Genomic DNA, 25,830 nt, shown 5'->3' with positions numbered 1-25,830 from the left:
ATGTTAAATTTCTTTAAGCGCTTAAATGTTTCTCAAAAGATTGCTTTTTCTTTCATGAGTGTGATTTTAGTAGGGTCCTTACTCTTATCCCTGCCGATCGCCCATACGGCGACTTCTACTGCAACTTATTTAGACCATTTGTTTATTTCGGTATCAGCCGTTTGTGTGACTGGTTTATGGACCGAATCCATTTATGATTCGTATAATATTATCGGACAAATGGTGATGTTAGCCCTGATCCAAACGGGTGGCTTGGGCTTGATGACCATTATTGGGTCCATCTACCATACCATTGGGCAAAATATTGGTTTGAAAAATCAAATAGCCACTGGCGCGGCCCTTAACCACAGTGAAAATTACAAAATTGGCGACTTCCTAACCCGAATTATTCGCTATACGGCGATTATTGAGGGGACTGGCTTTATCTTATTGTCGACCTACTTTGTGCCTCGCTTCGGCTGGGCTAAGGGGCTCTGGAATGGCCTCTTTACAGCCATTTCAGCTTTCTGTAATGCAGGTTTTGATATTATGGGAAACAATTCCCTAATTGACTTAAAGACAGTGCCGGTATTAAATTGGACCATCATGGCCCTCATTGTCCTGGGGGGAATTGGTTTCAGTGTTTGGTTTGATATTACTAATCAAATCAAAAATTATGCTAAGAAAAGTAATGGACGCAAACTGAGTTTTTATTTTAAACACTTAACTCCCCACACCAAGTTAGTTCTTATCGTTACTAGCTTAGTTATTCTGACTGGCGCTTCTTTATTTTTACTAGTGGAGTGGAATAATCCTGGTACTATTGGGCCGTTATCGCTTGGAGATAAGATTATGACTGCCTTTTTCCAAACCATCACTATGCGTACTGCCGGCTTTGCCACTGTGGATTACACGGCCTGTCGCCCCGTGTCCTTGTTGCTCTTTGTTCTCACCATGTTCATTGGTGGGGGTGCCGGGGGTACTGCCGGTGGGTTAAAGGTAACCACCTTTGCCTTAACCATCATGCTAGCCTTGCGCGAGGTGCGGCAAATTAAGCATGTCAACTTTGACCGGCATACGATTCCAGATGCAGCGGTTCGTCAATCTTTTACCATAGCTTTAATGTATGTTAGTGCTCTCTTCATTGGGTCGGCCTTATTACTAACTTTTGATCCAGGCCAGCGCTACTTACACTTGTTATTTGAAGCCATTTCAGCCTTGGCGACAGTTGGGGTCTCTGCTGGCTTGACGCCAAACCTTTCCCTAGCTAGCCACATTGTTTTAATGCTATTAATGTTTGTTGGCCGTATCGGTCCGATGACCATGGCTTTAAGTTTGAGACGGAATCGGAACAATTATGATATTCGCTATGCGAAGACCAATATTCTTATTGGGTAGATTAGAAAGAAATAAAAATAATAGGATAAGGGAGTCATTATGAGTAAAGCAAATCGTGTTATTGGTGTTATGGGCTTAGGCCTCTTTGGTTCTGCCTTGGTTAAGCGGCTAGCGACCAAGGGGATTGATGTGATTGCTTGTGACCGCATGGAAAAACATGTCAACGACTTGGAAGATTGTCTAACTATAGGTAGTGTAGGAGACTTTACCGACCTCGACTTTATGCGAGAAGCTGGTTTTGGAAATTGCGATATTATTGTGATTGGAACCGGGGAAAACCTCGAAGCTGCCGTTCTCGGTGTAATTAACTGCCAAGAATTAGGGGTTAACCATATTATCTGTAAGGCGAAGAACCAACGTTTTGCCCAAGCCTTGTTAGCGCTAGGGGTTTCGCGAGTGATTCTTCCTGAAGAGGAATCAGGTTACCATATTGCCGATGTTATCAGTCGCCAATCCATTGAAGACCTGATTAATCTGGATGAAGAAACCGCTATTGTTGAATTCCGGGCTCCGGAAAAATGGGTCAATGTCACTTTGGATGAATTAGATGTCAGACAGAAATACGATCTCAATATTATCGGAATCCGGAAACATTTAAAGGAAACCCTAAATACCCAATTCCAACCGGATTATCGTTTTGCTAAAGACGATATTATTGTGGCTGTAGCCAATAATGAAAAATTTGATCAAATTGATTACTTAGAACGTTTATAATAAGCAAAAAACAGGCCGCGGCCTGTTTTTTGTTTTTATTGATAATAGAGATTTTCATTAGGGAAGACGGGGTCATTAGTGACATCGATACCTAAACTCTTTAAGGTTTTTTCATTGTCTTTAGTGAGTATGTAGGTTGAGTGAGCTTGGGTGCCGTCCAGGGCTTTTAATTGGTCATAAGCCATTTGGGCGGTTGGATTGGTTGACGCTGAAATAGCTAGGGCAATGAGTAGTTCATTAGCAGTTAGGATCGGTGTCCGGTCACTTAAAGGGCCAGTTTTGAGTTCTTGAATGGTTTGTAAAATGAGTGGTGATAGCAAGTTAATCGGGTCAGCGATGCCAGCCAGTACCTTTAAGCTGTTTAGGATGACTGCACCTGAGGCGTCCATCAGGTCACTGCTACGTCCAGTAACAATTTGACCATCATCTAAAGCCAAGGCCATGACGGGTTGGTCTTCTTCGGAATTGAAGCGGTTTTGGACTTCTTTAGCATATTGGCGTGCTTCTTTGACAGGAACGCGGTCTTCTTGCTTGAGGTTGGAGTCTTCCATAATTAATTGCATCCGTGACAAGGCTTCTTCATCGACCAGACCACTCTTATAATCGTTTTCTGTTTGGAAGGAACGTCGGATGATTTCTTCATTAGCTGCCTGACGGACCACTTCGTCATCAATAATGCCAGCTTTGACACAGTTCACGCCCATGTCGGTAGGGGATTGGTAGACCGTTTCGTGGGTAATGCTTTGTAAGATGCGGCGGATGACTGGGAACATCTTTAAGTCGCGGTTGTAATTAACAGCGACTTCCCCATAGGCATCGTAGTGATAATTATCAATCATATTGACATCTTTTAAGTCCACCGTCGCTGCTTCATAGGCAATATTAACAGGATGGTTGAGGGGGAGGTTCCAGACTGGGAAGGTTTCAAATTTGGCGTAAGATGCTCGAACTCCACGTTTCCATTCATGGTAGAGCTGGTTAAGGCAGGTGGCTAGTTTCCCAGAGCCGGCACCTGGACCAGAGACAACCACAATCGGTTTTGTGGTTTCAATATAAGGATTGACTTCGAAACCATTTTCCCCTAAAAGGTCAACGTTAGTGGGGTAGCCTTTAATTTCTTGGTGGGTGTAGACCTTAATTCCCCGTCTTTCAAGATTATGCATAAAGTTTGTGGCATTCGCTTCACCATGGTAGCGGGTGATAAGGACGCTATTAACAGAAATATCTAAGGAATGGTATTCGTCGATTAAACGTAAGACTTCAAGGTCATAAGTGATGCCATAGTCGCCCCGCATCTTGTTACTTTCAATGTCTCCAGCATAGACACAGATAATAATTTCGGCTTGGTCCTTCATTCTCTCCAAGAGTTTCAATTTGGCATCTTCATCGAAACCTGGAAGGACCCGTTTGGCGTGCTTATCGCCGATTAATTTTCCCCCAAATTCCAGGTAGAGCTTGTCCTTGCCTTCAACGCGCTTAAAGATATACTTTGACTGTTCTTCAAGATACTTTTTAGTGTCAAAACCAATTTTACCCATACTCTTACACTCACTTTCTCTTTTTTATTAACGATTAAACGATCGTTACTTGTCTCGGTTCATGTGTTGGTCCAACATATGAACACCTACAATATGATACACGAAAAAGCTCGCTTGCACAGTAGAAAAAAATAATTCTCGTAAAATATTAGTCAAAAACGATAAAAAGCAAAGACTGATTCCCCTTATTTCAAGCTTTTGGCACAGAAGAATCAGCTTTGCTTTAAATGATTTTATCAACCAGGCCTAGTTTGTTTTTATTTTATAATTAAAGTTTGGTATCTTTTGCCAGCGGTCCTTAAGGAAACGAACCACCATTTTCGGTTCCCGGGCCCGGTTAAAGATACCTTTTTTGTTGCCTTGAACCCGTTGAACGCCAACTTTGGTTTGGAAGTCAGCAAAATTCCAAAGTTGCTCGCCGACAAAGTTATCTACTTGGTCGAAGACTCGAGACATCATGACATAGTAATCCCATTGGAATTCTTCTGTAAAGGGTTGGCGCTCGATGGCATGGAGGCCAGCAACCGTATCAACCCCGTATTCGGTGTACATGATGGGTTTATCTGGATAGAGGGTTTGCCAGTCTTGTAATTCTTTTAGGCTCAAGTCTTCAGCTAAGTCAAAATCAGCGGTTTGGGTATACCAGCCGTAATAGCGATTAAGACAAATAACATCAACCAGGTCAGAACATTGGTCAGTATCCGGAGTCGCTAAGAGGATATTGATCATAGTTAGGGGACGTTTTTGGGGGTCGAGGGACCGAGCTAATTCAAAGAGTGGGGCAAAATAATCATGGGCTTCCGGGTTGAAAGTGGCTGCTTCGTTGGCCAAGGACCACATCACCACACAGGCGTGGTTTTTATCTCTTTGAATCAGTTCGCGGATCACTTGCTCATGGGCTGCTTGAGTATCGAGCTCTTGGAAAGTGTTATCGCGGTAAGTTTTTGGGTCAAAGTTAGACATATTAAAACCAAAGGAGGACATAATCCCCACTCCGGTGGTTTCATCAATAACGACAATCCCTTCCCGGTCACAGAGCTGCATCATTTCCTCGGAATAAGGGTAGTGGGAGGTACGGATGGAGTTGGCTCCCATGCTCTTTAAGAGGTTAATATCCAAGACATTATACACAGGATCAAAACCGCGACCATGGGCGTAGCTATCTTCATGTTTACCACAACCTTTGAAGTAGAAGGGTTCTTGGTTAATTAGAAATTGGCCATTTTTGACCTCTACCTTGCGAATACCAAAGTCTTGCCGGTAAGTATCCACCAGTTGGTCGTCTTGGTAGAGGTCGACTTGGGCAGTATAGAGATAGGCATTCAGTGGTTGCCAGAGATGGGGTTGGTCTAGGTAAAATTCATTCTCATTCGCTTTACCCACGGCAACTATCTTTTCAGCTTCGTCATAAATGCTTATTTGATAGGATAACCCGTCATTAACCTGGGAATCAATTGAAACATCGAAGCTAACTTTAGCTTGGTCTAAGGAATCATTTAAGTCAGGCAAGATGGTGAGGTCAGTCAAGTGGGCAGCTTTTGAGCTGGTATAAATAACAATGGAGCGGTTAAGTCCGGCGTAATTGAAGAAATCAAAGTTCTCATCTAATTCCCGTTGGATCTTTCCTTGGTCATCTTTCTTTTCATGGTAGTGGCCCACGGGTAGGGTGGTATGGTCAAGAATATTGGAGAGGAGAACGGTTAGGCGGTTAGTTTTAGAAAAAGAAAACGCGTCCGTAATTTTGCACTCAAAGGGGGTAAAGCCCCCTTGGTGATGGGCGACTTCCTGATCATTGACATAGACCCAAGCTTGGTGGGTTGCAGAGCCAAAGCGGAGAAAAATATCCTGGTCAGCCAAAGTCTTGGGAAGGGTGAAGTCTCTTTGGTAGTAAAAGTAGCCGACATGGTTGCGAATGGTTGGATCAGCCACTTGGTCATTGAAGGAGGCAGGGACCGCAACACTTTGCCAATTGTCTAAGGGGTCCTTAGGATCATAACTTTCTTGGTCTTCTTTAATGCGGAAGCGCCAATTGCCATCGAGCGATAAGACACTGCGACATAAATTGCTTTGTGGATATAACATCTTCATTTCCTTTCTATGGATTTTATCTTAGCCGGCCTCTTGGTCATGGTTAGGAAAAATCTTCTTATTATTACTTTAACAGGCCTTTTGTAGAAACAGAAATAAAAGCGTCAGCAAAAATAAATCGTAATATTTACGATTTACTATTGACTTCGATCGGAAGAATCGATAATATAAATCGTAAGAGTTACGATTTAAAAAATTAAGAGGAGGAAATCAAGTGAAAAAATCGGTTAAAAGCCTAGTCTTTAGCATGTTTTTACTCGCTTTATTAGTGTTTACTGGTGCTTGTACGAAGAATACTGGGGATAAAGAAGTCAAGGGGCTAAATATTGTCACCAGTTTTTACCCAATTTATGAAATAACCCGGGCGGTTTCGGGAGACTTGAATACGGTGCAAATGATTCAAAGTGGAGCCGGTATTCATTCTTTTGAACCCTCAGCCAATGATATTGCTGCCATTGAAAAGGCAGATGTCTTCGTTTATCATTCGCGGACCTTGGAAGGCTGGGCCAAGAACCTTAAGGAAAACCTGAAAGATTCTCCAGTCAAAGTTATCGAAGGATCAGAAGGTTTAACTCTAGACAAGGTTCCTGGCTTAGAAGACCTCGACCCTGGTCAAGAAGTCGATGAAAAAACGCTTTATGATCCCCACTCCTGGCTCGATCCGATTCTAGTCGGCCAAGAGGCACAAAGTATTGCTAAGCAATTAAGTGCGATTGATCCTGACCATGCAGCAATCTATCAAAAGAACGCTGACGACTATCAAGCCCAGGCCCAAGACCTAGTGGATAAATACCAAGATCAATTCAAAAAGGCCAAGCAAAAAACTTTTGTCACCCAGCACACGGCCTTTTCTTATTTAGCTAATCGCTTTGGCTTACGCCAATTAGGCATATCGGGGATTTCACCGGACCAAGAGCCCAGTGCCCAACAAATGGCTGAAATTCAAGACTTTGTAAGAAATTACCAGGTCAAGACCATTTTCGTTGAGCCTCAAGTATCTACCAAAATTGCTGAGGTCATTTCCCAAGCGACGGGGGCTCAATTGGATACCTTAAGTCCCTTGGAAGCTGACCCCCAAAATGATAAAGGACTCTTAGGAAATATTGAGATGAATTTACAAACCCTCTTAAAGCATTTACAAGAAGATAAAAAGTAGAAAGTGAGTGAATAATTGTGGAGAAGAAAAACATTAAGCAAGCCATTCTGGCCTGCTCAGCCTCAGCGCTCTTATTAGGAGGGGGCTATTATTGGGGCTACTCCCAGGGGCATTCAGGCAATGAATCGACGATTAATTACGTGGCTGACCAAGGCCTGAGAAAAGATGGGGCTGAAGTCAAGAAATTGTCTCATGCGGATGATGAAATCGAAGCAGAACAAATTGTGGTGAAGATCACTGATGATGGCTATGTCACTTCTCACGGCGATCATTTCCACTATTACAATGGTAAGGTTCCTTATGATGCCATTATTAGTGAAGAATTAATTATGCGCGACCCCAATTACAAACTTCGTCAAGAAGATATCGTAAACGAAGTTCGGGATGGCTATATCATTAAGGTTAATGGCAAATATTACCTCTATCTAAAAGATCCTAATAAAGCTGTTAATGTGCGGACCAAAGAAGAAATTGAAGAGCAAAGAAAATTGCACAATGTTAAAGAAGACGGTAGCCACGGAGGACATGCCATGACTAAAGCTGAGGCCCAAGCTGTCCAAGCAGCTAAAGCCCAAGGTCGTTATACCACCGATGATGGCTATGTCTTTACCGTGGGTAGCATTGTTCAAGATACCGGGGACGCTTATATTTGTGCCCATGGTGACCACTTCCACTATGTACCTAAGGCAGACCTTTCGCCAGCGGAACGGGCGGCCGCAGCGGCCTATATGGCGGGACGATCAGGAACTTCTCAGTCAGGATCAGCGGGCCCTTCGCATAGTAGTGGACAAAGCATCGTTAGCCAACGTTTAAATAATAGTCCTTATGCTGGTTTAGTGAATGGGAATAATAGCTGGCAAAATCCACAGGGATTAACGAGTAAAATAAGTCCTCAAAATCAAGCTAACCAAGAAGCTCAGCAAGCGAGTCAGGGACAACGCTCTGGCTTAGACGGTTTATTAGACCAACTCTATAAACTGCCAATGAATCAACGCCATGTGGAGTCCGATGGCTTAGTTTTTGATCCGGTCAAAGTCACCAAAAGAAACAATTTTGGCTATGTTCTCCCCCATGGCGACCACTTCCATATTATTCCTTTTGACCAACTATCCGATTTGGAAATTGCGGCCACTGAAGCTTATTTAAAGGCTGGGAACTACAACTACCAAGCGCCTAAAGACCATTCAAAAACGACAGCATCTAATAAGAAATCACAAACAGGGTCGCAGCCTGAGAAAAAAGATCAAGCATCTCCTGGACAAAAAGAGCCAGCAGGACAGAAAAACCAGGAGCATGGCCAAGGCAATAAAGATCAAGGAAAGGATTTGAGCCCCTTAGAAGAGGCGCGGCGTCAGGGACGTTATACTACCGACGATGGTTATATCTTTACCCCTGAATCTATCGTTTCCGACCAAGGCGATGGCTATATCTGTCAGCATGGCGATCATTTCCACTATGTCCCTAAGGATGATTTAAGTGCTAATGAGCGCGCTCAAGCCAAGGCATATCTTAATAAGAAGAGCGGGCAAGCTGGAGCACAGCAAGACCAGACTGAGAAGGTCATTAGGCCCTTAGACCCAGTTCGCCCGCAAGTGAACCAACCAGGCTTTAAACCTAGCCAAATCGACCATCCTCAAGAAGGCAAAGCTCAGCCGCAAAAAGATCCCAATGACAGTCCGGCAAATAGTCAAAAAACCTTAGAGCAAATGTTGGACGAACTCTACGCTCTTCCTCTAAAAGAACGCCATAGGGAAGGGGATGGCTTATTATTCGATCCGATGAAAGTGACACGCAAGACCAAATTTGGTTATGTTCATCCCCATGGTGACCATCACCATGTGATTCCTTTGCAAGAATTATCCGCTCTTGAAATTGCTGCAACGGAGGCTCATCTCAACAATTCTTCTTATATTTACCAAGCTGGGAAAACCGATCAGGAAAGTAAACCTTCAGATTCCCATGGTGAAGAGATAAATAATCAAACAGATGAGTCTAAGAAGCAAGCAAGCCAGGTGGACGATAGACAAGATGAGAAAGACCAAGATAAGGTAAACTTCCTTGCTCTGGCTCAAAAAATCGATAAATCCGCTAAAGGTAAAGATCATAAAGCCTATACCACTGATGACGGCTATCGTTTTAGCCCAGAGTCGATCCTAGAGTACGACAGTAACGGCCTTATCACCCAACATGGTGATCACAGTCATTATGTTCCCTTTGCGGATTTGGATGATGAAGAGATCCGTCAAGCACAGGATTATGTCAATAGCGGGAAAAAGGAAATTAAGTTTGTCGAAGCAAGTCAGGATTCTGCTGATGAAATCGATAAGAAACTTTCTTTAATCGCCCTGGAAAGTGGGGTTAAGAAGGCCGATCTTAAAGTAACCGGCAATAAAGTCATTGTTCCGCATGGTAATCATAGTCATATGAAGAATTTATCGGACTATCCTTCCTACCTAAGAGCGAGTGATTTTTCTACTGCTGAAGAATATAAAGACTATATTTTAGGATTAAAATTGAGTCAGTTCAAATTGGAACATGGTCTCCAAGACAAAGAGGTTTTACGTGATGGTGATCAGTTACTTGCTGTTCTCGCGGATAAAACGATTGCTAAAAAACTTGATGATATTACTTTACCGATAGACTATGAAACTGTTTCATTTAGTTCTTCTAAAAATGACCAAGATGAGAAGAAGGAAGAAATTGTAGCAGAGCAGCCACAAGCTACCCCTATCCCTGAAGGGCTCTTTACCCCTCAACAATTGGCTGCAGTGAATATACAGATGGCCTATCCGGAAAGAGAAGAAAATGGGGCTTTCTTGGTTTACCATATTGATCACTGGCACAAAATCGAAGATATCCACTTAAATGCTTGGTTTAACCAAGATAAGGAAAAAATCGAAAAGGCTAAGGCAAGTATGCGTTATTTAATCGCTCATCCTGAAGCTAAAATGCCGCCTAAAAATGGTTTTGGTGTCCCTCATAATCAATCGGCGGATGACAAGGATTTCTATGTAAGCTTTAATGGTAAAAAGTATAAGGCTTTCGGTAAGGGGCTCCAAGCGGGACCTTATAATACTGGATCTGAAGGCTATGTTTTCAGTAAGGATAATATCTTAGGAGTGGATGACCATGGTGTAACCACCGAGCACCGAGAAGATGGCCATGCCCATACCCACTATATTGAATTTGGCGAATTAAAGGGCTATGAACTTGCCCAAGTGGAAGAATGGATGGAAGAACAGGGAATGGCAGTTGAAAAGACTAAGGACCAAAGCCCTCAAATCGATCCAGAAAGTGTTGTGCCTGACAAGCGTGGTGACCGCTACGTCTTCGAAGGTGAAAATGGTAAGGAGTTTTATGTCTATCCATTTGAATTAAGACCGGACCAAATTGCTGCAGTCGAAGCGGTCTTAGCTAGAAAAACACTTGATCCTCAAACAGTGATAGGCAAGGATGGCGATGTTTACCACTTTAAAGTGAATGGAAAGTCCGTGGTCTACCCAGCTGAAGCTTTATCTAATTACCAAGTTGAAAAAATTGAACGGCAAGTTTTCTTGAAGAATTTCCAAGCAAATAAAGTTCATAGCCGCTTTTCACGGGGCTATCTCTTCCAATTTGACCAAGGCAATCACTACTTCAGCCAGTCTGAACTCTCAAAAGGACAAATTGCCGCGGTAGAAGAAGTATTGAAACAAAGAGGTAGCAAGGCCCCAGATAAAGAGCCAGCCACCGATTCAAAAGCAGCTGTCGACCACAAAACAGACGCCGAACGAATCGAAGCGGCAAAGGAAGCCTTTCTCGCTTCTCATGGTTTTAACCCTGAAGAAGTAAAATCCAGAACTGCTGGAGGCTACATCTTTGAAATTTTCGGCACGGAATATAAGCTGACAGTCTATAAGCCAGAATCCGGACAAGCTAAAAAGGCCAGTGAATTAAGTCCTGACCAAGTCGCTGCAGTGGAAGCCGTGCTCAAATCCCGTGACCAAGAAAGGGCAAACTTAATTTCTGAAAGCAATCACAATCCGTCCTTAGATCATAGTGAGGACAAGAAAGGTCTAGCAGAAAATGTGCTTACTGAAACAGTCAATTCAGAAAAGGCTGAGACCGAAATAATCGATGAGAAACAAGTCTTGCCAGAAAATAGTGAGACCAACGTGCCCACTGCAATCCAAGCGACGGATTAAGCAGTGAAAACTCAGGTTTTTATCGCTAAGAAATTTGTTGAAGTCAAGCTACTACGATAAGACACTCCCTCTAAAGTTAACTTGAAACAAGCTAAAAACTTTAGGGGGAGTTTTTTCTTTGCCTTCGCTTATCAACCGCTTTCATTAACAGTTAAATTTGCTATAATAAGCTCTGGTAAGCTTTATTAAATATGAATTAGTCATGAGAGGAAGGAAAACAATGATTTTTGTAGATAATAATAATCACTACGATGCTTCGGTTAATATCGCCTTGGAGACTTATTTGGTTGAAAACCGCCTAGTCGATGAACCGATCCTGCTATTTTATATCAATGATCCTTCGATTATTATTGGACGCAACCAAAATACCTATGAAGAGATTAACCAACGTTATGTGGATGAGCATAATATCCAAGTGGTTCGTCGCATGTCCGGTGGGGGAGCGGTTTATCATGACCGGGGCAACTTTTCCTTCTGCTTTATTAAAGATGATGATGGCAGTTTCCGTGACTTTGCCTCCTTTACTAAACCGGTGATCGATGCCCTTCATAAGATGGGAGTGGAAGGTGCTGCCCTAAAGGGGCGTAATGACTTAGTGATTGGCGACCAAAAATTTTCTGGTAACGCTATGTACGCTAAGAACGGTCGGATGACTGCCCACGGAACCATTTTATTTGATGCTGACCTGAATGAGGTTAACAATGCCCTGAAACCCCGTAAAGAAAAATTCGAATCCAAAGGGATTAAGTCGGTTCGGTCACGGGTAACCAATATCAAACCCTTTGTCGACGAGGAGTATAAGAACCTCTCCACAGAAGAGTTCCGTGACCGGATCTTACTGGAAATCTTTGGGGTGGAGACGCGTGAAGAAGTCCCTGAGTTAAAATTAACCCCTGAAATTTGGCAAGGAGTTATGGATTTGCGGGCTGAACGGATGGGAAACTGGAACTGGAATTATGGACAATCCCCTGACTTTGATATCCAAGGTTCACATAAATTCCCCTTCGGATTTGTGGATTTGCGTTTAAATGTTTCAAAGGGAGTCATTAGCCAAGCCAAGATCTACGGGGACTTCTTCGGTCTAGGAGAAATTTCTGATGTGGAAGAAGCCTTGGATGGTGTCAAATACGACCGTCAAGCCATGGTTGATGCCCTAAGTGATCTAGACCTAAATAAATATCTCGGCGATATTACTGCGGAAGAATTAGTGGATATTGTATTCCAAGAAGCCTAGAAAATGCCTTCTTGGGGATAATTTGAGGGAAAATGCTAAAACCGTCTGTATGAGAAAGCAGTCTGTGGATAAAAACTGAATAATTAAACTGGAGCTGTGACTAAGTGGAAAACGCTGCCTAACTGATAGGAAGGCAGTCCCCAGTCACAGCTCCTTTTTTCACTTTAATTTATATTATTTATGATTAATTCTTTATTAAAATTTGTTTTGATAATTTAATTTGAGCAGTAGTGACGCTTTGAAATAGGTCGTTAGCCATGACCAAGCAAGCGATGTGAATTACCGGATAGTAGGCTTTAAGCCGTACTAGCCTAAATCTGTTTCAAAAGAAGTCCTGGCGTCCACTTCATAAACGATGTCCGAGTCTTTGCTAAGGCTCTCCCTTCGTTTATTCCAGTGGTCCAGGACTTTTGTACTTTTGTCACACTCTAGCTTTGAAGCTCGCTAAGTGAGGGACCTTGGCCCGAACTGGTGCCATGGCTTTTCAACGATCAAATTTCAAAAGCAGAACGAATGCTCATCGGCTATATTTCAAAAATCTGTTTCCATTTCTTTAGAAAGACTTTAGAATTGCTTGGGAATCTATTGAGAAGCGGCTGGCATAATAAACAGTGTCAAGAAGAGATCAGATATGAAAGTGAGGGATTAGCATGGAAGAAGTGCTAAGAGTTGACCAGCTGACCAAGACTTATGGCAAGCAAGTAGCCTTAGACCAAGTGTCTCTAAGTCTTAAGGCAGGAGAAATTTATGGCTTAATTGGTCGTAATGGGGCAGGAAAAACTACCCTGCTCAAAGCGATTGTCCGTTTGATCAAACCAAGCTCGGGTAAAGTGTCCTTGTTCCATTCAGGAAGTAGCCGGGAGTGGACCAAGGCCTTGGAACGCACCGGGGCAGTCATTGAAAGTCCCGTGGCCTATGACGCCTTAACTGCAGAGCAAAATTTACACTATTATTGTAAATTACGTGGGGTGGTGGATGAGGACCGGGTGGTAAAGGAAACCTTAGACTTGGTTGGCCTGAGTCAGGACCGCAAGAAAGCTTACAAATCCTTTTCCATGGGGATGAAACAGAAACTAGGTATTGGGATTGCCCTATTAACCCAGCCTGACCTACTCATTCTCGATGAACCGATCAATGGCCTAGACCCGATTGCCATCAGCCATTTCCGTCAATTAGTTAAACGGCTAAGCCAGGAAAAGCAAATGACTATTATCATTTCTAGTCATATTCTTTCTGAACTTTATCAAACGGCTAGCCGCTTTGGCTTCATTAATCAGGGGCGGCTTATCCAAGAAATGACTAAAGAGGAATTTGAGCAAATGAACCGGGAGTATATTGTCTTACAGACTAGTCAAGTACCCCAAGCCAGCCGTTTATTGTCTGAACAAGGGCAGTCGAACTTTAAAGTGGTGAATGAAGAAACCATTCATATTTTTTCCTCTGACCAAAAGATTCAACCCTACATGAAACTTTTTAGTCAGGCGGATGTGCCTATCGATGCCATTTATTTTTCTCACAAAAACTTAGAAGATTATTTCACCGGCATTGTCGAAGAGAAAGGAGACCAATAGACCATGTTAAGAGCAGATTTTTATCGATTGTTTCATAGCAAGGGCTTTTACATTACCCAGCTGGTTTTGATTCTGGTAGTCGCCTCCTGTGTCTGGGATAAGGGTGTTTTCTCAATGGCTGTCGGTGAACAAAACACCCAGGAAATCGCCCAAAGGACCGATCTTATCCGAGAAATGGCCTGGACCAGTCACCAAGCCGTTATGGCCATGTCAACCATGGCAGCCTTTTTGATCTATTTTACCTTACCTCTATTTTATATGACGGTAGGGGCTGACTTAAATAGTGGGACCTTAAAGAATATTATTAGTAGCGGGATGTCTAGGACTCATTACTTCTTTTCCAAGTATAGTGTTTTCCTTATGGTGACAGCCCTGCAATTTATCTTTTATTACGGAACTACCTACCTGGTAGCGGGCCTTACCAATGGCTTTGACGCCTTAAGCTTAGAGTGGCTTGGTAATTTTATCAGGGTATTCTTGGTGCAGTACCTCTCCCTCCAAGGCGTCTTTGCGGTAACGATGCTGGTTATTTTCCTAACCCTCTCCAATATGTGGAGTATCTTAGCGACTATTGTGGTGCCCTTGGTGCTAACAGTCGTTCAGATTGCTTACTTTGCTGAAAGTAAAATTGTCGCCTACCTGAATTTCCAAAGTATGCTCAACCAGGCTGGCGCCTTAACTTTGGATAGTGAGTTTTTCTTAGAATTTACCCCCTTAGCCCTCTTAGTGATTGCAGTCTGCCTTTTAATCGCCTTAATGTCATTTAAACAGCGCGATTTCTAAAAATTAGCCATTGAATAGTAATCAAAAACCGACCTCTAAGACTTAGAATGAGCCTCTAAGTCTGGGGGTCGGTTATTTGTTGTTAATCTGTAAGGGAACTAGCTGGCCAAGTGATTTGGCTGGTGAAGTTACCTTCTTGGTAGGTCATGGAGAGTTGACCCTTAGTGAGATCGACTAATTCTTGGATAATAAATAAGCCCAATCCAGAAGAGAGCTGGTCGTTGGCAAGGTTTTCTGCGTAGAAGCGCTTGGTTAATTGGTCTAAATGTTGGACGGCTTGCTGACTTTGATTCGACAGGGTCAAGCGGACCTCATCCTGGTCTTTTTTGACTTGGATATTTAATGTGGAGTGACCGTGCTTAATCACGTTACCCAGTAAATTATCCAGGATTCGGTTCAATAGGTCCGGGCTATTGTCAATATAGCAAGCTTCCTCAATGGCTAAGTGAATCTGAAAATCATCATTAAGGCGGTCGTAGTAATGGAGTAAGTTTTCCTTTACCGCTTGGCTGAGGTCTACTGGCTCAAGCTGCACTTGGACTTGGCCTTCGATAAGTTTTTGATAGCTGAGTAATTCTTCTAAACGGTGGGCGACTTGGCTGAGATGTTGGTTGATTTTCACTAACTTTTCTTTTTCAACCGAGTCTAAACTACCTTCTGAATCCAAGAGTTGCTGGCAGTAGCCGCTGGCAACGGTGAGGGGAGTCCGAATGTCATGGGCAATATTATGGATGGCTTGGTCGAGACTATGCTTTTCTTGGAGGTTTTTAATCCGCAAAGTTTGTAAGTCATCGAAGAGTTGGTTGGCCTCTCGAATTACTTGGTGGAGGTCCTTATCATTCAGGGAACTGGTGAGTAGGCGGTTAGATTGTTCTTTTCGCCGATAGGCCATGTCTTGGCTTAAGTTCTGCAGAGCTTTTTTCATTTTCAGATAGCGGTAGAGCAAGAATAAAGATAAGATGCAAAGTAGCAGGGTCAATCCTGGTCCCCCCTTGCTAGTCTGACGCCAATCCCCCAAATGGTTTCAATATAGTCCTGGCTGGGATCTAATTGACTCAATTTCTTACGCAGGTTGGAGAGGTGGGTGTTTAAGGTGTTGTCCTCGGCAATGTATTGAGCCTGCCAGATAGATTCATAGAGTCGCTCCTTGGTGAAAATTTGCTTAGGGTGGCTGAGCAATTTGTGAAAGATCTTGGCTTCGATTTTAGTTAGGCGGATAGCCTCTTGGTCAGTATAGATAAGGAACTGCTTAGGATCAAAGTGGATGGCTTGAAAGTCAATGACTTGATCTGACTGATCTTTAGCCTGCTGGTGGCTTTGCCGCAATTGCACCGTAATTCGGGCTAAGACTTCTTTATTGTTAAAGGGCTTAGTGATGTAGTCATTGGCTCCTTTTAAGAGGTAGTCACTGACCAGGTCTTTGTCACCCAGGGCTGTCAGCATGATGACCGGGATTTGGCTGCTTTGACGAATATAGTCTAGGACTTCGTCGCCTTTCTTGCCCGGCAGAAGGATATCTAGGAGCACTAAGTCGATGTCCTCTTGGTCAAAGAGTCGGATGGCTTCAGTTCCGGAAAAAGCTTGTTGGATTTGGTAATCCTGACTTAGGAGGTCTTTAAGCATTGTGTTAATGTCATCATTATCTTCCACAATCATGATTTGTTTCATGCAACCACGCCTTTCACTTGATTTTTACCAGTATTGTAACATGGACTAGGCGGATTATTCTCTTATTTCTAGGGCAAAGTTTATAATATAAGCTAGAAAGGAGACCGATGACCATGTCTTTAACCCAATCGCAAAGAGAAGAAACTAAACAAGTGCTTAAAACAGCCTTTAATAAGACTGGATTAAGCAAGCAAGACCTAGCTGACATTTTGGAGACGAGTGAATCTTACCTGGACCAGGTCTTTCAATTACAAGGCCAACGTTTGGAAGATGCTTGGATCTTAAAAAATTATCTCAATACTTATTTAAGTGAGCACGAGCAAGAATCAGTGACTTTTCAGGCCTTGGCTGGCGATTACCATGACTATTGGTTCTTGGATGCTAAGCTGATTGAGCGCGGTTTATTAAAGTAAAAAAGCATCCCCCTAATCTCAGAGCTGCTTATTCGGTCAGCAGGTCTAAGACAAGTGAGAATGCTTATTCCTATGATTTCAATCTTTATTCATTAGGAAGTGACCAGTCTAACTCAGGCCCAAGCGGTACGATGCCGTTAGGGTTAATGGTCGGATGGCTGGTGTAGTAGTGTTCCTTAATATGGGAGAAGTTCACCGTTTCCTTAACGCCCGGCCATTGATAAAGTTTACGGGTATAGAGCCAGAGGGCAGGGTAGTCGGTTAGGTTTCTAATATTACATTTGAAGTGACCGTAATAAACGGAATCAAAACGAACCAAGGTGGTAAATAGGCGCCAATCGGCTTCGGTGATTTGGTCCCCAACCAGGTAATCGTGTTGGCTTAAGTGGTCTTCTAAGCGATCCAATTCCTTAAATAATTGGTCCACTTCTTCTTCATAGACGGATTGCTTAGTCGCAAATCCGGCCTTGTAGACCCCATTATTAACCTTAGGATAAATTTCATCATTCCATTGGTCGATTTCATCGCGCAAGTTTTCCGGATAGTAGTCACCTGCTTTTGCGCCAATGTCGTCAAAGGCTTGGTTAAACATCCGCATGATTTCGGAAGACTCGTTATTAACAATGGTATCGGTCTTCTTGTCGTAGAGAACGGGAACCGTGACCCGACCGCTATAATTAGGGTCAACATGGGTATAGATTTGATAGAGATAGTCAGCATCAAAGAGCGGATCTTTGATCACGCCGTCAGCTTCTTCAAAGGTCCAGCCATTTTCGCCCATATGGGGATGGACAACCGAGATTGAAATCATATCTTCTAGCCCCTTGAGTGCCCGCATAATGAGGGCACGACTGGCCCAGGGGCAGGCATAGGACACATAGAGGTGGTAGCGGGCAGCTTCTGCCTTAAAGCCTCCTTCACCTGTGGGCCCGGGTGAGCCGTCTTTAGTAATCCAGTTTCTAAATTGAGAGTCTTTGCGGACAAAGTGGCCCCCAGTACTTTCGGTATCGTACCACTTGTCATACCATTTACCGTCAACTAATAATCCCATCGATTAATCGCTCCTTTTACTTGTTTTTAGGCCATATAAGCTTCTTATTTACTATATAAGACCAATCCCTAAATGAAAAATGATTTGCTCCTTTTTCTTGTATGGGTAAAAAACCAAGAAATGATTTAATGTCAGAGAAAATAATGGTAAAATGTTCAGGTACTCAAAGTAATTTAATTAAAAAGGATGATGAATATGTCAAGAGTTGTTGGGACAGTATCACGTGGCCTACGTGCACCCATTGTAAAAAAAGGTGACGACTTAGCTCAAATTGTTGTAGATACAGTCATTCATGCAGCCAAAGAAGCGCCCTTTACCATTCATGACAAGGATATTGTGGCCATTACCGAATCAATCTATGCCAGAGCCCAAGGAAATTATGCCAGCTTAGATGCTGTTGCTAAGGATATCCACCAAAAATTCCAATCAGAAAGTATTGGTGTGGTATTCCCAATTAATAGTCGGAATCGTTTCTATAATATTCTCCAAGCCCTTGCCCGGGCAACTAAGAAAGTTGTGATCCAACTCTCCTACCCAGCCGATGAAGTGGGCAATGAATTAATCAGTGATGAAGCCCTGGTGAAGTCGGGCGTTAACCCTTGGACAGATACCCTAAGTGAAACAGAATTCCGTTCGCACTTTGAAGAAATCAAACATAAATTTACTGGGGTAGACTACGTGGCCCTTTACCGCGAATGCGTGGAAAAAGAAGGCGCTGAATGTGAAATCATCTTCTCTAATCAGCCCCAAGCCATTCTTGACTATACCGATTCTGTCTTAGTATCGGATATTCATACCCGTTTCAAAACAGCTCAAGCCGTTAAAGAAGCTGGTGCTAAGACGGTCTATCGTTTAGATGAAATCCTAACCCAGTCAGTCGATGGTTCCGGTTATAATGAAGAATACGGTTTATTGGGAACCAACCTCTCTGGAGACAACGAATTAAAACTCTTCCCACGGGATTCAAAATCCTTTGTCTATGATGTGCAAAAACGCTTATTAGAAGCTACCGGCAAGAAAATTGAAGTCATGGTCTATGGGGACGGTGCTTTCAAAGACCCAGTGGGTCATATTTGGGAACTGGCTGACCCGGTCGTGTCCCCTGGTTATACCAGCGGCCTAGAAGGAACCCCTAATGAAGTGAAATTAAAATACTTGGCTGATAATGAATTCAGTGACCTCAGCGGGCAAGCCTTAGAAGATGCCATTACTGACTATATTAGCCAACATGACGATGTGGATAGAGATGGTAAAAATGTCAGCCTAGGAACCACCCCACGGCAAATTACTGACTTAGTAGGTTCCTTATCTGACTTAACCAGCGGTAGTGGGGATAAAGGAACTCCAATTGTTTACATCCAAGGTTACTTTGATAATTTATCCGATGAAGCTTAATTCATTTAACGAGTAAAAAGGAAAAGTTCAAGCTGAAAATAACAATCAGCTTGAACTTTTTTCTTGCTTATATTTTTCCCAGTAAACTTTTGGGGTCATTTGCATAATAGTATAGAAGCTACGTTTAAGTTTATTTTCATGAATAAAGCCCGTTTCTTTGGCGATTTCTTTCAGGTCTTTATTCCCAGTTTCTAAGCATTGACAGACGCTTTTTATTCGTAGATGGGTCACTAAGTTTTGAAAATTTCTTTCAGTATAGGCGATAAATTGGCTATTAATATCTTGGGGGCTAAGGGAAAATCTTTGACTCAGGTGTTCAATCGTAAGAGCATCAGTAAAGTGAGAGTAGGTGAATTCTAATATTTTAGGTTGCAATTCTTTAAGGGCTATAGGAGTAATGACTTCAATTAATTGCCAGTAGGATTCACATTCTTTAGGGTTTAGGTACTGAATTCTTTTGCTTTCTTCCTGTATTTCTTGACTGTAGGGATAGTTTAATAGCAGAGAAATTTCTTCTTGATTTAACTCAGTATTTTCTTGTAAATGAAGCCATTTAAAGACACGGATTCTTTGTAAAACTTCTTTGAAGCTGATCCCTACATAAGCTTGTATTCCTGCTTCTAGGGACTGGCTGTCCAAGAAAAAGATGTTAGCGACTTCATCTAAATGAAGCGATTTTGAAGCATTGTAGAATAAATAAGCAAATATTTCTTTATAAGAAGGGGTGTAATTACTTATTTGTTGGTTTTCTCTTTGATAGAGGATAATAAACTCTGCTAATTTAAGTAAACTACGAATAGTAGATAACTCTTGGTGGTCATGAAAAAGTTGGTTGGTGTGGGTGGAAATCAGTCCAACCTCTTCACGTAAATCAGTGAGAATTTGTTTGACTTGATAACGCCCCTTAGGACTTATTTTTTTACAAGGATTATTTTCTAGATAATTGAATAAATCAAATGACTCCTTATCAATATTTAAATAGTCTTTCATTAGAAATTTTATGCGATCAAAATTATAAACGAGTAAATAATAGGTTACTCTTTCGGTTATCTCTACAATTTCAGAAACCTCAAAAGGTAGTAAAGCAATAATATGTCCAGCTTTCATAATATAGTCAGTATTATTAATTTTTATTTTCCCTTGACCTGAAATAATAATTAAAAACCGAGCTTCTTTATGCAATAAGGGTTTTGTGGGGCTAGAATCTGATTGGATATCCATTGACAAAGCAAATGAATTTTGTCTAAAGTCATCATCCAATTTATTGACATATTTTCTCATCACTAATTATGGTTCACTCCCCTACTATTTTAGCTTATTTAATAGCATGAATAAGATTATTATATACTAAACTTAGCACAATCAAAATGATAAAAGAAAGCGCTATACTTTGATAATTTATTGATCAACGATATAATAAAAACATATTAAATGGTCGAGATTAAATGAAAAAAGGAGATTGTTATGAGTCATTTATTCGTGAATTGTGAATATGGGATTTCTGGTGACTTAACCCTAGCTGCCTTAGTTGACTTAGGGGCAGATCCGCATTATATCGAAAGCGAGTTAAATAAATTACCAATTGATGATTTTTCCATGTCTTTTAGCAAAAAGGACGAAAAAGGAATTACTGCTAATAAACTCAATTTAAGCTTTACAGAGCTTGATGAAGACCATGATCACCACGGTCATCACCATCATTCGGCTCAAGGAATTTTTCAATTAATTGAGGAAAGTGATCTGGCTGATCGAGTTAAGGAGCGGAGTTTAGCCATATTTAAAGAGGTCGCTCGCGCAGAAGGGAAAATCCATGGGAAGCCAATTGACGAGATTCATTTTCATGAAGTAGGTGCTATGGACTCCATTATTGATATTATTGGGGTTTGCTTAGCACTTGAAGATTTAGATGTTGACCACTTGACATTTTCAAAAGTGCCTACCGGTCATGGCAAAATTGAAATTGCCCATGGGCTTTATCCGGTTCCAGCACCAGCGACTATGGAGATTTTGGTGGGCGTACCTTTATCCTCTTTTACTGCAGAAGGTGAATTAACTACCCCAACTGGAGCAGCCTTCGCCAAGGTTCTAGCTGATGATTATGCGGATGTGGTTGAAGGTACTGTAGAAAAAATCGGCTATGGGGTGGGGGATCGTGAATTTGACCATCCTAATGTCTTAAGAGTAGCCTTGGTAAAAAAAAACTAGCCGGCAATAGGGAAAAGGTTTCAGTGCTTGAGTGCCAAGTCGATGATATGACGGGAGAAGCCTTGGGCTATTTGTTGCGCCTACTGGAGAGCCAGAAAGAAGTTCTTGATGTTTTCTATAGTCCCGTAAAGATGAAAAAAGACCGTCCAGGCGTTCTCATTACGGTCTTAACTCCAGCCAAAGATAAGGAAAGCGTTGCTAAAATTTTATTAAAAGAAAGTTCTTCTTTTGGGGTTCGTTACTATGATACCGAACGCTTGATTTTAGCGAGAGAATTTACCCAAGTGGCCTTAATGGGTAGTTGGCTTCAACTTAAAATTGGTTACCTAGATGGAAAGATTATTAAAGTCACTCCAGAATACGACGACTTGGTGAACTTGGCTAGAGATAATCACTTAGCCCTTAGTCAGGTCTATCAAAAGGCCTTGGCGGTTATTGAAGAAAAATTCGGTTCGCAAATAGAATAAGTAAGGAGTAATTATGGAGCAAAAGAAATTGCAGCAATTGGAAAGTCTCTTAAAAGAAATGGGCCAAGTCTGCGTTGCTTTCTCTGGGGGAGTGGATTCAACTCTTCTCTTATATCTTGCTAGAAAATTACTAGGCAAGGAGAACACCTTGGCCATCATTATTCAGTCTGATTTAGTGAGTGAGGCAGATGACCAGGAAGCACTGGCTCTTGCTCAGGCTATGGATGTCGAAAGTCAGCTTATTCCTGTCAATGAGTTAGAAGATCCTCGTATTCAAAAGAACGATGAAAATATTTGGTATTACAGCAAATTGTTGTTTTACCAAGCCGTTCAAGAGGCCGCTATGGCTCAAAATAAAGACTATGTCTTAGTGGACGGGATGATTGTAGATGATTTAAACGATTATCGTCCAGGGCTAAAGGCTCGTAAAGAGTTTGATATCAAAAGCCCCTTAATCCTGTGTGATTTTACTAAAGAAGATGTCCGTCAACTGGCTAAAAAAGAAGGCATTTCGAATTGGAACCGATCAAGTGGCTGTAGTGTAATTTCACGCTTTCCTACCGGAACACCACTTAACCAGGACAATGTCCAGCAAATTCTAGCTAGTGAAGCTTATATGCGCCAAAAGGGTTTTGATCCCGTTCGGGTTCGCTACTACAATGAATTGGCTAAGCTAGAGCTCTCTCCTGACCAGTTCGACCAATTCTTCCGAGAAAAGGATGAGATTTTAGCCCAATTTAAGGCTTATGGCTTTAAACACCTGGCCCTAGATGTTGAAGGCTATGTTTATGGAAAGCTCAATCGTTAAAACTAATTTATTAAGTGGTATCAATAAAGAGAGATAGAGGAAGGACTTATAATGTTTGATAATTTAGGCGAAAGTAAGGTGGATATTGATCGCGATCATTTAAAGGGTTACCCAGAGATTGTCTATGGTTTGCATAAAACTGCAGGCCAAATCGCTCGGGTGATGCAGTCTTTACTTGACCACGATAAGCCGGTTTTGGTGACCCGGGTGGCTAAAGAAAAATGGGAGGCTATTGGGGCAGATTTCCCTCAAGCGGACTATCAAGAAGCTGCGCAAACGATTACCATTGGCCAATGTGAGAAAATTCCTCATGGGAAGATGGTGATCTTAAATGCGGGAACCTCTGACTTTCCTGTATCAGAGGAAGCCCGGGTGACAGCAGAATGGATGGGATGCCAAGTGACCTGCATTTATGATGTTGGTGTGGCCGGTATCCATCGCTTGTTATCTTACCAAGAAGAAATTCGCCAAGCCAACGTGCTCGTTGTTGTTGCTGGGATGGAAGGCGCTTTACCTAGTGTAGTTTCTGGCCTAGTAGAGGCGCCCGTGATTGCTGTACCAACCTCGGTGGGTTACGGGGCTAACCTAGAAGGTATTACGACGCTCTTAGCCATGATTACTTCTTGTTCTTCCGGGATAAGTGTCGTGAATATCGATAATGGCTTCGGTGGAGCCTACCAAGGCGCCTTATTCTTAAAGCAGATCAGCCAATTTGTTAAGGAGAGAGATTAACAGTTTTTATAGATAAGTAGAAGGAGGGGGTGATACGAAGATATAACTTTGTCACTTGTCACTTGCAAAGAAAAGTGAGGAATTATCATGAAAGAAGAAAATCAAACTGCTAATCAGCCAGCTCCCCAGAAGAAGAAAAAGAATAAAAAACTCGGTAATCTACTTTTACTGGTTGTTGCCTTTTTATGGGGATCATCACTTACCGTAGTTAAGGGCGCACAGGATTACGTTAATCCAAATATGATTTTAGCGATTCGCTTTTCAGTAGCGGCTTTGGTCTTAGCGATAATCTTTTGGAAAAAAATTCGTGATATGACTAAAGATGATTTAAAAAGTGGGGTAAGTATTGGGATTTTTCTCTTTATTGCTTATTCTATCCAGACAGTTGGGGTAGGATATACAGATCCCGGTAGATCAGCTTTTCTGTCCGCTTCCTATTGTGTTTTAGTCCCCTTTATTTCCTGGCTTGTTTTAAAAAATCGGCCTGATAAATTTAATATGATTGCTGCAGCATTCTGTATTGTAGGAATTTATTTTGTGTCAATGGCTGGAGGTGCTGAAAATTCAGTGCTGGGTCAAGGACGAGAAGCAATCTTAGGTGATGCTTTGGCCTTACTGAGTGGTCTGTTTTTTGCCTCTCATATTGTAGCGGTTACGAAATTTTCTAAGGGCAAGGATCCTTATTTGATGACTATTCTGCAGTTCATCACTGCAGCAGTCTTATCTGGCTTAACAACCTTGTTCTTTGAAGATAACTCCAATCTGGTAATTGGCCAGAGGACTTTCTTAGAGTTGGCTTACTTGGCGATCATGTGTACAGCAGTTGCCCTCCTATTTCAAAATGTTGGGCAAAAATATACTGATGAAACCAGTGCGGCTTTAATTCTTTCTCTAGAATCAGTCTTTGGTATTTTAATTCCAGTGGCTTTAGGGGTTGAGACCCTAACCGTATACAAGACTATCGGTTTCGTAATGATATTTGTTGCGATCTTAATTTCAGAAACTAAACTAAGCTTCTTATTTTCTGATTCAAAAGAAGAATAATTAATAAAAAGAGTTGATTGGAATGCTTACGGAGCATTGCAGTCAACTCTTTTGTTATTTATCAAGATTTTTTCAATAACGGATTTGTTCTTTAGGATTTAACTTACGAAATGCACTGGGGGATATTTGTAAAATCTTTTTAAAATTTCGGGTCAGGGTCTTGCTGGAATTAAAACCGACTTGATAGGCGATATCAATAATGCTTAGGTCAGTTTTAATAAGTAAGTCACAAGCTTTATTGACGCGTAATTGATTCAAGAAATTTGAAAAATTATCTTCAACAAAATAATTAAGCATAGAATTAATATCTTTAGGATTACTATCAAATATTTTCGACAGTTGGTCAATGGTTATATCTTCGGCATAGTTTTCATACAGGTAATTGATTAATTTAAGGTCTCGCGGACTTAGACGGCTAGGTATTTGTTTGTCTCCTTTTTTATAGGTGGCTTTGAAATGGCTACTATTTATGCCGTGGTGTTGGCTAAATAGTTTGGATAGCCGGGACTTATCGCTAAAGTTTAAAGTATCAGCAATTTGGGTCAAGCTGAGATCGGTATGGAGTAATAAGTATTGGGCTTTAGATAAACGCATTTCATCGAGCAGGCTATAGAAGCCTAGACCAGTTAATTTCTTGATATACTTTGAAATTGTCGATTTTGATAGAAAGAAAATTTCTGAGAGCTTAGTTAAAGAGATATCTTCAGAAGAGTGTAGGTACATATAGCGGAAAATTTCTTCGCTACAAATACTTTGGGTCTTATTGTTAGAAATTTGTCGTAGGTAAGAAATGATAATTTCTGCTAATTGGATGACAATCCACATTGAAGATAGGGGCTTTGTGTGCCGATTGATTGAGGCAGTGCGTAAGCCGATCTCATCTCTTAAGGAATGGATCGCCCTTTGGAAGACCTGACTGTCATCTTTATCGACTTGGATTGAATGTTGTTGATAAAGTAAGTCAACGATATCTTGACCTTCATTTGCATAGCTTAACTGTTCCTTTAAGATAAATTCAATGAGTTCAAATCGATAAATTAATAGATAATAAGTGACTTTTTCATCGACCTCAATAATTTCTGAAATTTGCCAAGGTAAGAGTGAAATAATCTTGCCTCTTTTCATCGTATGAACTTCGTTTTGAATTTTTATTTTTCCTTTGCCGGATAAGATAAATAAAAAACGAGCTTCTTTATGGATTAATGCCTTTGTCGGAAAACTGTCGCTTTCAATATCTAATGATGCAATAAAGTTATCATCAATATTATTGGGAGAAGGTTCTTGGATATTAATAGGACCTTGCATGACATTCACAACCTTTTTAACTTCTTCACTCTTATGTTTATTTTACCATATAATTGCTTGAATAAAATTCAAAAGAGACGGTGACTAAGTTTGGGTA

21 protein-coding genes and 1 pseudogene are annotated in these 25,830 nt (G+C 41.6%); 15 read left to right on the top strand and 7 right to left on the bottom strand.

The features are described from left to right. Both JFU01_RS03720 and JFU01_RS03715 read left to right on the top strand, forming a co-directional pair. Window positions 1-1,377, top strand: a complete 1,377-nt coding sequence (locus tag JFU01_RS03720; RefSeq protein WP_195855861.1) for a TrkH family potassium uptake protein — start codon at window positions 1-3, stop codon at window positions 1,375-1,377. 39 nt (window positions 1,378-1,416) lie between these two features. Further along, window positions 1,417-2,091, top strand: a complete 675-nt coding sequence (locus JFU01_RS03715; protein WP_060777688.1) for a potassium channel family protein — start codon at window positions 1,417-1,419, stop codon at window positions 2,089-2,091. Window positions 2,092-2,126: 35 nt separating this feature from the next. Here JFU01_RS03715 and JFU01_RS03710 read toward each other — a convergent pair whose 3' ends face one another. Together JFU01_RS03710 and uidA are read right to left on the bottom strand one after the other, a co-directional pair. Then, window positions 2,127-3,629, bottom strand: coding sequence for a DUF1846 domain-containing protein (locus JFU01_RS03710; RefSeq protein WP_195855862.1), 1,503 nt, complete (start codon window positions 3,627-3,629; stop codon window positions 2,127-2,129). 246 nt (window positions 3,630-3,875) lie between these two features. Next, window positions 3,876-5,711, bottom strand: a complete 1,836-nt coding sequence (gene uidA, locus JFU01_RS03705; RefSeq protein ID WP_195855863.1) for a beta-glucuronidase — start codon at window positions 5,709-5,711, stop codon at window positions 3,876-3,878. 253 nt (window positions 5,712-5,964) lie between these two features. Between uidA and JFU01_RS03700 the strand changes: the two genes are divergently transcribed. The 6 genes and pseudogenes from JFU01_RS03700 (at window position 5,965) to JFU01_RS03680 (ending at window position 14,645) form a co-directional block, all read left to right on the top strand. Next, window positions 5,965-6,873, top strand: a complete 909-nt coding sequence (locus tag JFU01_RS03700) for a metal ABC transporter solute-binding protein, Zn/Mn family (protein ID WP_195856007.1) — start codon at window positions 5,965-5,967, stop codon at window positions 6,871-6,873. A 44-nt stretch (window positions 6,874-6,917) separates the two neighbouring features. Further along, a pseudogene (locus JFU01_RS08995) lies at window positions 6,918-8,009 on the top strand (pneumococcal-type histidine triad protein); the annotation flags it as partial. Continuing rightward, window positions 7,989-11,057, top strand: coding sequence for a pneumococcal-type histidine triad protein (locus JFU01_RS03695; RefSeq protein ID WP_442858928.1), 3,069 nt, complete (start codon window positions 7,989-7,991; stop codon window positions 11,055-11,057). The pseudogene JFU01_RS08995 and the gene JFU01_RS03695, both read left to right, overlap by 21 nt. Window positions 11,058-11,277: 220 nt before the next feature. After that, entirely contained in the window at window positions 11,278-12,291 is a 1,014-nt protein-coding gene (locus JFU01_RS03690) for a lipoate--protein ligase (RefSeq protein ID WP_195855865.1), read from the top strand. 650 nt (window positions 12,292-12,941) lie between these two features. Then, on the top strand, window positions 12,942-13,862 hold the full coding sequence (locus tag JFU01_RS03685) for an ABC transporter ATP-binding protein (RefSeq protein WP_195855866.1): 921 nt from the start codon (window positions 12,942-12,944) through the stop codon (window positions 13,860-13,862). Window positions 13,863-13,865: 3 nt separating this feature from the next. Continuing rightward, window positions 13,866-14,645, top strand: coding sequence for an ABC transporter permease (locus JFU01_RS03680; protein ID WP_195855867.1), 780 nt, complete (start codon window positions 13,866-13,868; stop codon window positions 14,643-14,645). An 82-nt stretch (window positions 14,646-14,727) separates the two neighbouring features. On the opposite strand, the gene JFU01_RS03675 is transcribed toward JFU01_RS03680, so the two are convergent. Further along, entirely contained in the window at window positions 14,728-15,624 is an 897-nt protein-coding gene (locus JFU01_RS03675) for a sensor histidine kinase (protein WP_195855868.1), read from the bottom strand. Beyond that, on the bottom strand, window positions 15,621-16,313 hold the full coding sequence (locus JFU01_RS03670; protein ID WP_195855869.1) for a response regulator transcription factor: 693 nt from the start codon (window positions 16,311-16,313) through the stop codon (window positions 15,621-15,623). The genes JFU01_RS03675 and JFU01_RS03670 overlap by 4 nt, the downstream gene beginning before the upstream one ends. Before the next feature lie 113 nt (window positions 16,314-16,426). Here JFU01_RS03670 and JFU01_RS03665 point away from each other — a divergent pair, with 113 nt between their 5' ends. Beyond that, entirely contained in the window at window positions 16,427-16,726 is a 300-nt protein-coding gene (locus JFU01_RS03665; protein ID WP_195855870.1) for a DUF2316 family protein, read from the top strand. Window positions 16,727-16,811: 85 nt separating this feature from the next. Here the strand turns inward: JFU01_RS03665 and JFU01_RS03660 are convergent, their stop codons facing one another. Beyond that, window positions 16,812-17,777 carry a glutathione S-transferase family protein gene (locus JFU01_RS03660; RefSeq protein WP_195855871.1) on the bottom strand — a complete coding sequence of 322 codons (966 nt, stop codon included), beginning with the start codon at window positions 17,775-17,777 and terminating at the stop codon, window positions 16,812-16,814. A 195-nt stretch (window positions 17,778-17,972) separates the two neighbouring features. Between JFU01_RS03660 and JFU01_RS03655 the strand changes: the two genes are divergently transcribed. Beyond that, complete coding sequence (locus tag JFU01_RS03655; protein ID WP_195855872.1) at window positions 17,973-19,172, top strand: coenzyme F420-0:L-glutamate ligase; 1,200 nt, start codon at window positions 17,973-17,975, stop codon at window positions 19,170-19,172. 45 nt (window positions 19,173-19,217) lie between these two features. Here the strand turns inward: JFU01_RS03655 and JFU01_RS03650 are convergent, their stop codons facing one another. Beyond that, entirely contained in the window at window positions 19,218-20,432 is a 1,215-nt protein-coding gene (locus JFU01_RS03650) for a helix-turn-helix domain-containing protein (RefSeq protein WP_195855873.1), read from the bottom strand. A 204-nt stretch (window positions 20,433-20,636) separates the two neighbouring features. On the opposite strand from JFU01_RS03650, the gene JFU01_RS08965 reads away from it, so the two are divergent. From JFU01_RS08965 to JFU01_RS03625, 5 genes are all read left to right on the top strand, one after another. Continuing rightward, on the top strand, window positions 20,637-21,377 hold the full coding sequence (locus tag JFU01_RS08965; protein ID WP_195855874.1) for a LarC family nickel insertion protein: 741 nt from the start codon (window positions 20,637-20,639) through the stop codon (window positions 21,375-21,377). A 23-nt stretch (window positions 21,378-21,400) separates the two neighbouring features. Further along, window positions 21,401-21,844 (top strand): nickel insertion protein, encoded by a 444-nt coding sequence (gene larC, locus JFU01_RS08960; RefSeq protein ID WP_195855875.1) that lies wholly within the window; start codon window positions 21,401-21,403, stop codon window positions 21,842-21,844. A 13-nt stretch (window positions 21,845-21,857) separates the two neighbouring features. Continuing rightward, complete coding sequence (larE, locus tag JFU01_RS03635; protein WP_195855876.1) at window positions 21,858-22,652, top strand: ATP-dependent sacrificial sulfur transferase LarE; 795 nt, start codon at window positions 21,858-21,860, stop codon at window positions 22,650-22,652. 51 nt (window positions 22,653-22,703) lie between these two features. Continuing rightward, on the top strand, window positions 22,704-23,384 hold the full coding sequence (gene larB, locus JFU01_RS03630; protein ID WP_111821483.1) for a nickel pincer cofactor biosynthesis protein LarB: 681 nt from the start codon (window positions 22,704-22,706) through the stop codon (window positions 23,382-23,384). An 87-nt stretch (window positions 23,385-23,471) separates the two neighbouring features. After that, complete coding sequence (locus JFU01_RS03625; protein ID WP_195855877.1) at window positions 23,472-24,428, top strand: DMT family transporter; 957 nt, start codon at window positions 23,472-23,474, stop codon at window positions 24,426-24,428. A gap of 72 nt (window positions 24,429-24,500) precedes the next feature. Here JFU01_RS03625 and JFU01_RS03620 read toward each other — a convergent pair whose 3' ends face one another. After that, window positions 24,501-25,733, bottom strand: a complete 1,233-nt coding sequence (locus JFU01_RS03620) for a helix-turn-helix transcriptional regulator (RefSeq protein WP_230086939.1) — start codon at window positions 25,731-25,733, stop codon at window positions 24,501-24,503. Between the last annotated feature and the right edge of the window lie 97 nt (window positions 25,734-25,830).

Source organism: Aerococcus sp. Group 2 (assembly GCF_905125285.1).
Lineage (GTDB): Bacteria > Bacillota > Bacilli > Lactobacillales > Aerococcaceae > Aerococcus > Aerococcus urinae_E.
The sequence above is the reverse complement of the archived record's forward strand: the minus strand, read 5'-3'. Positions and strand labels throughout refer to the sequence as shown.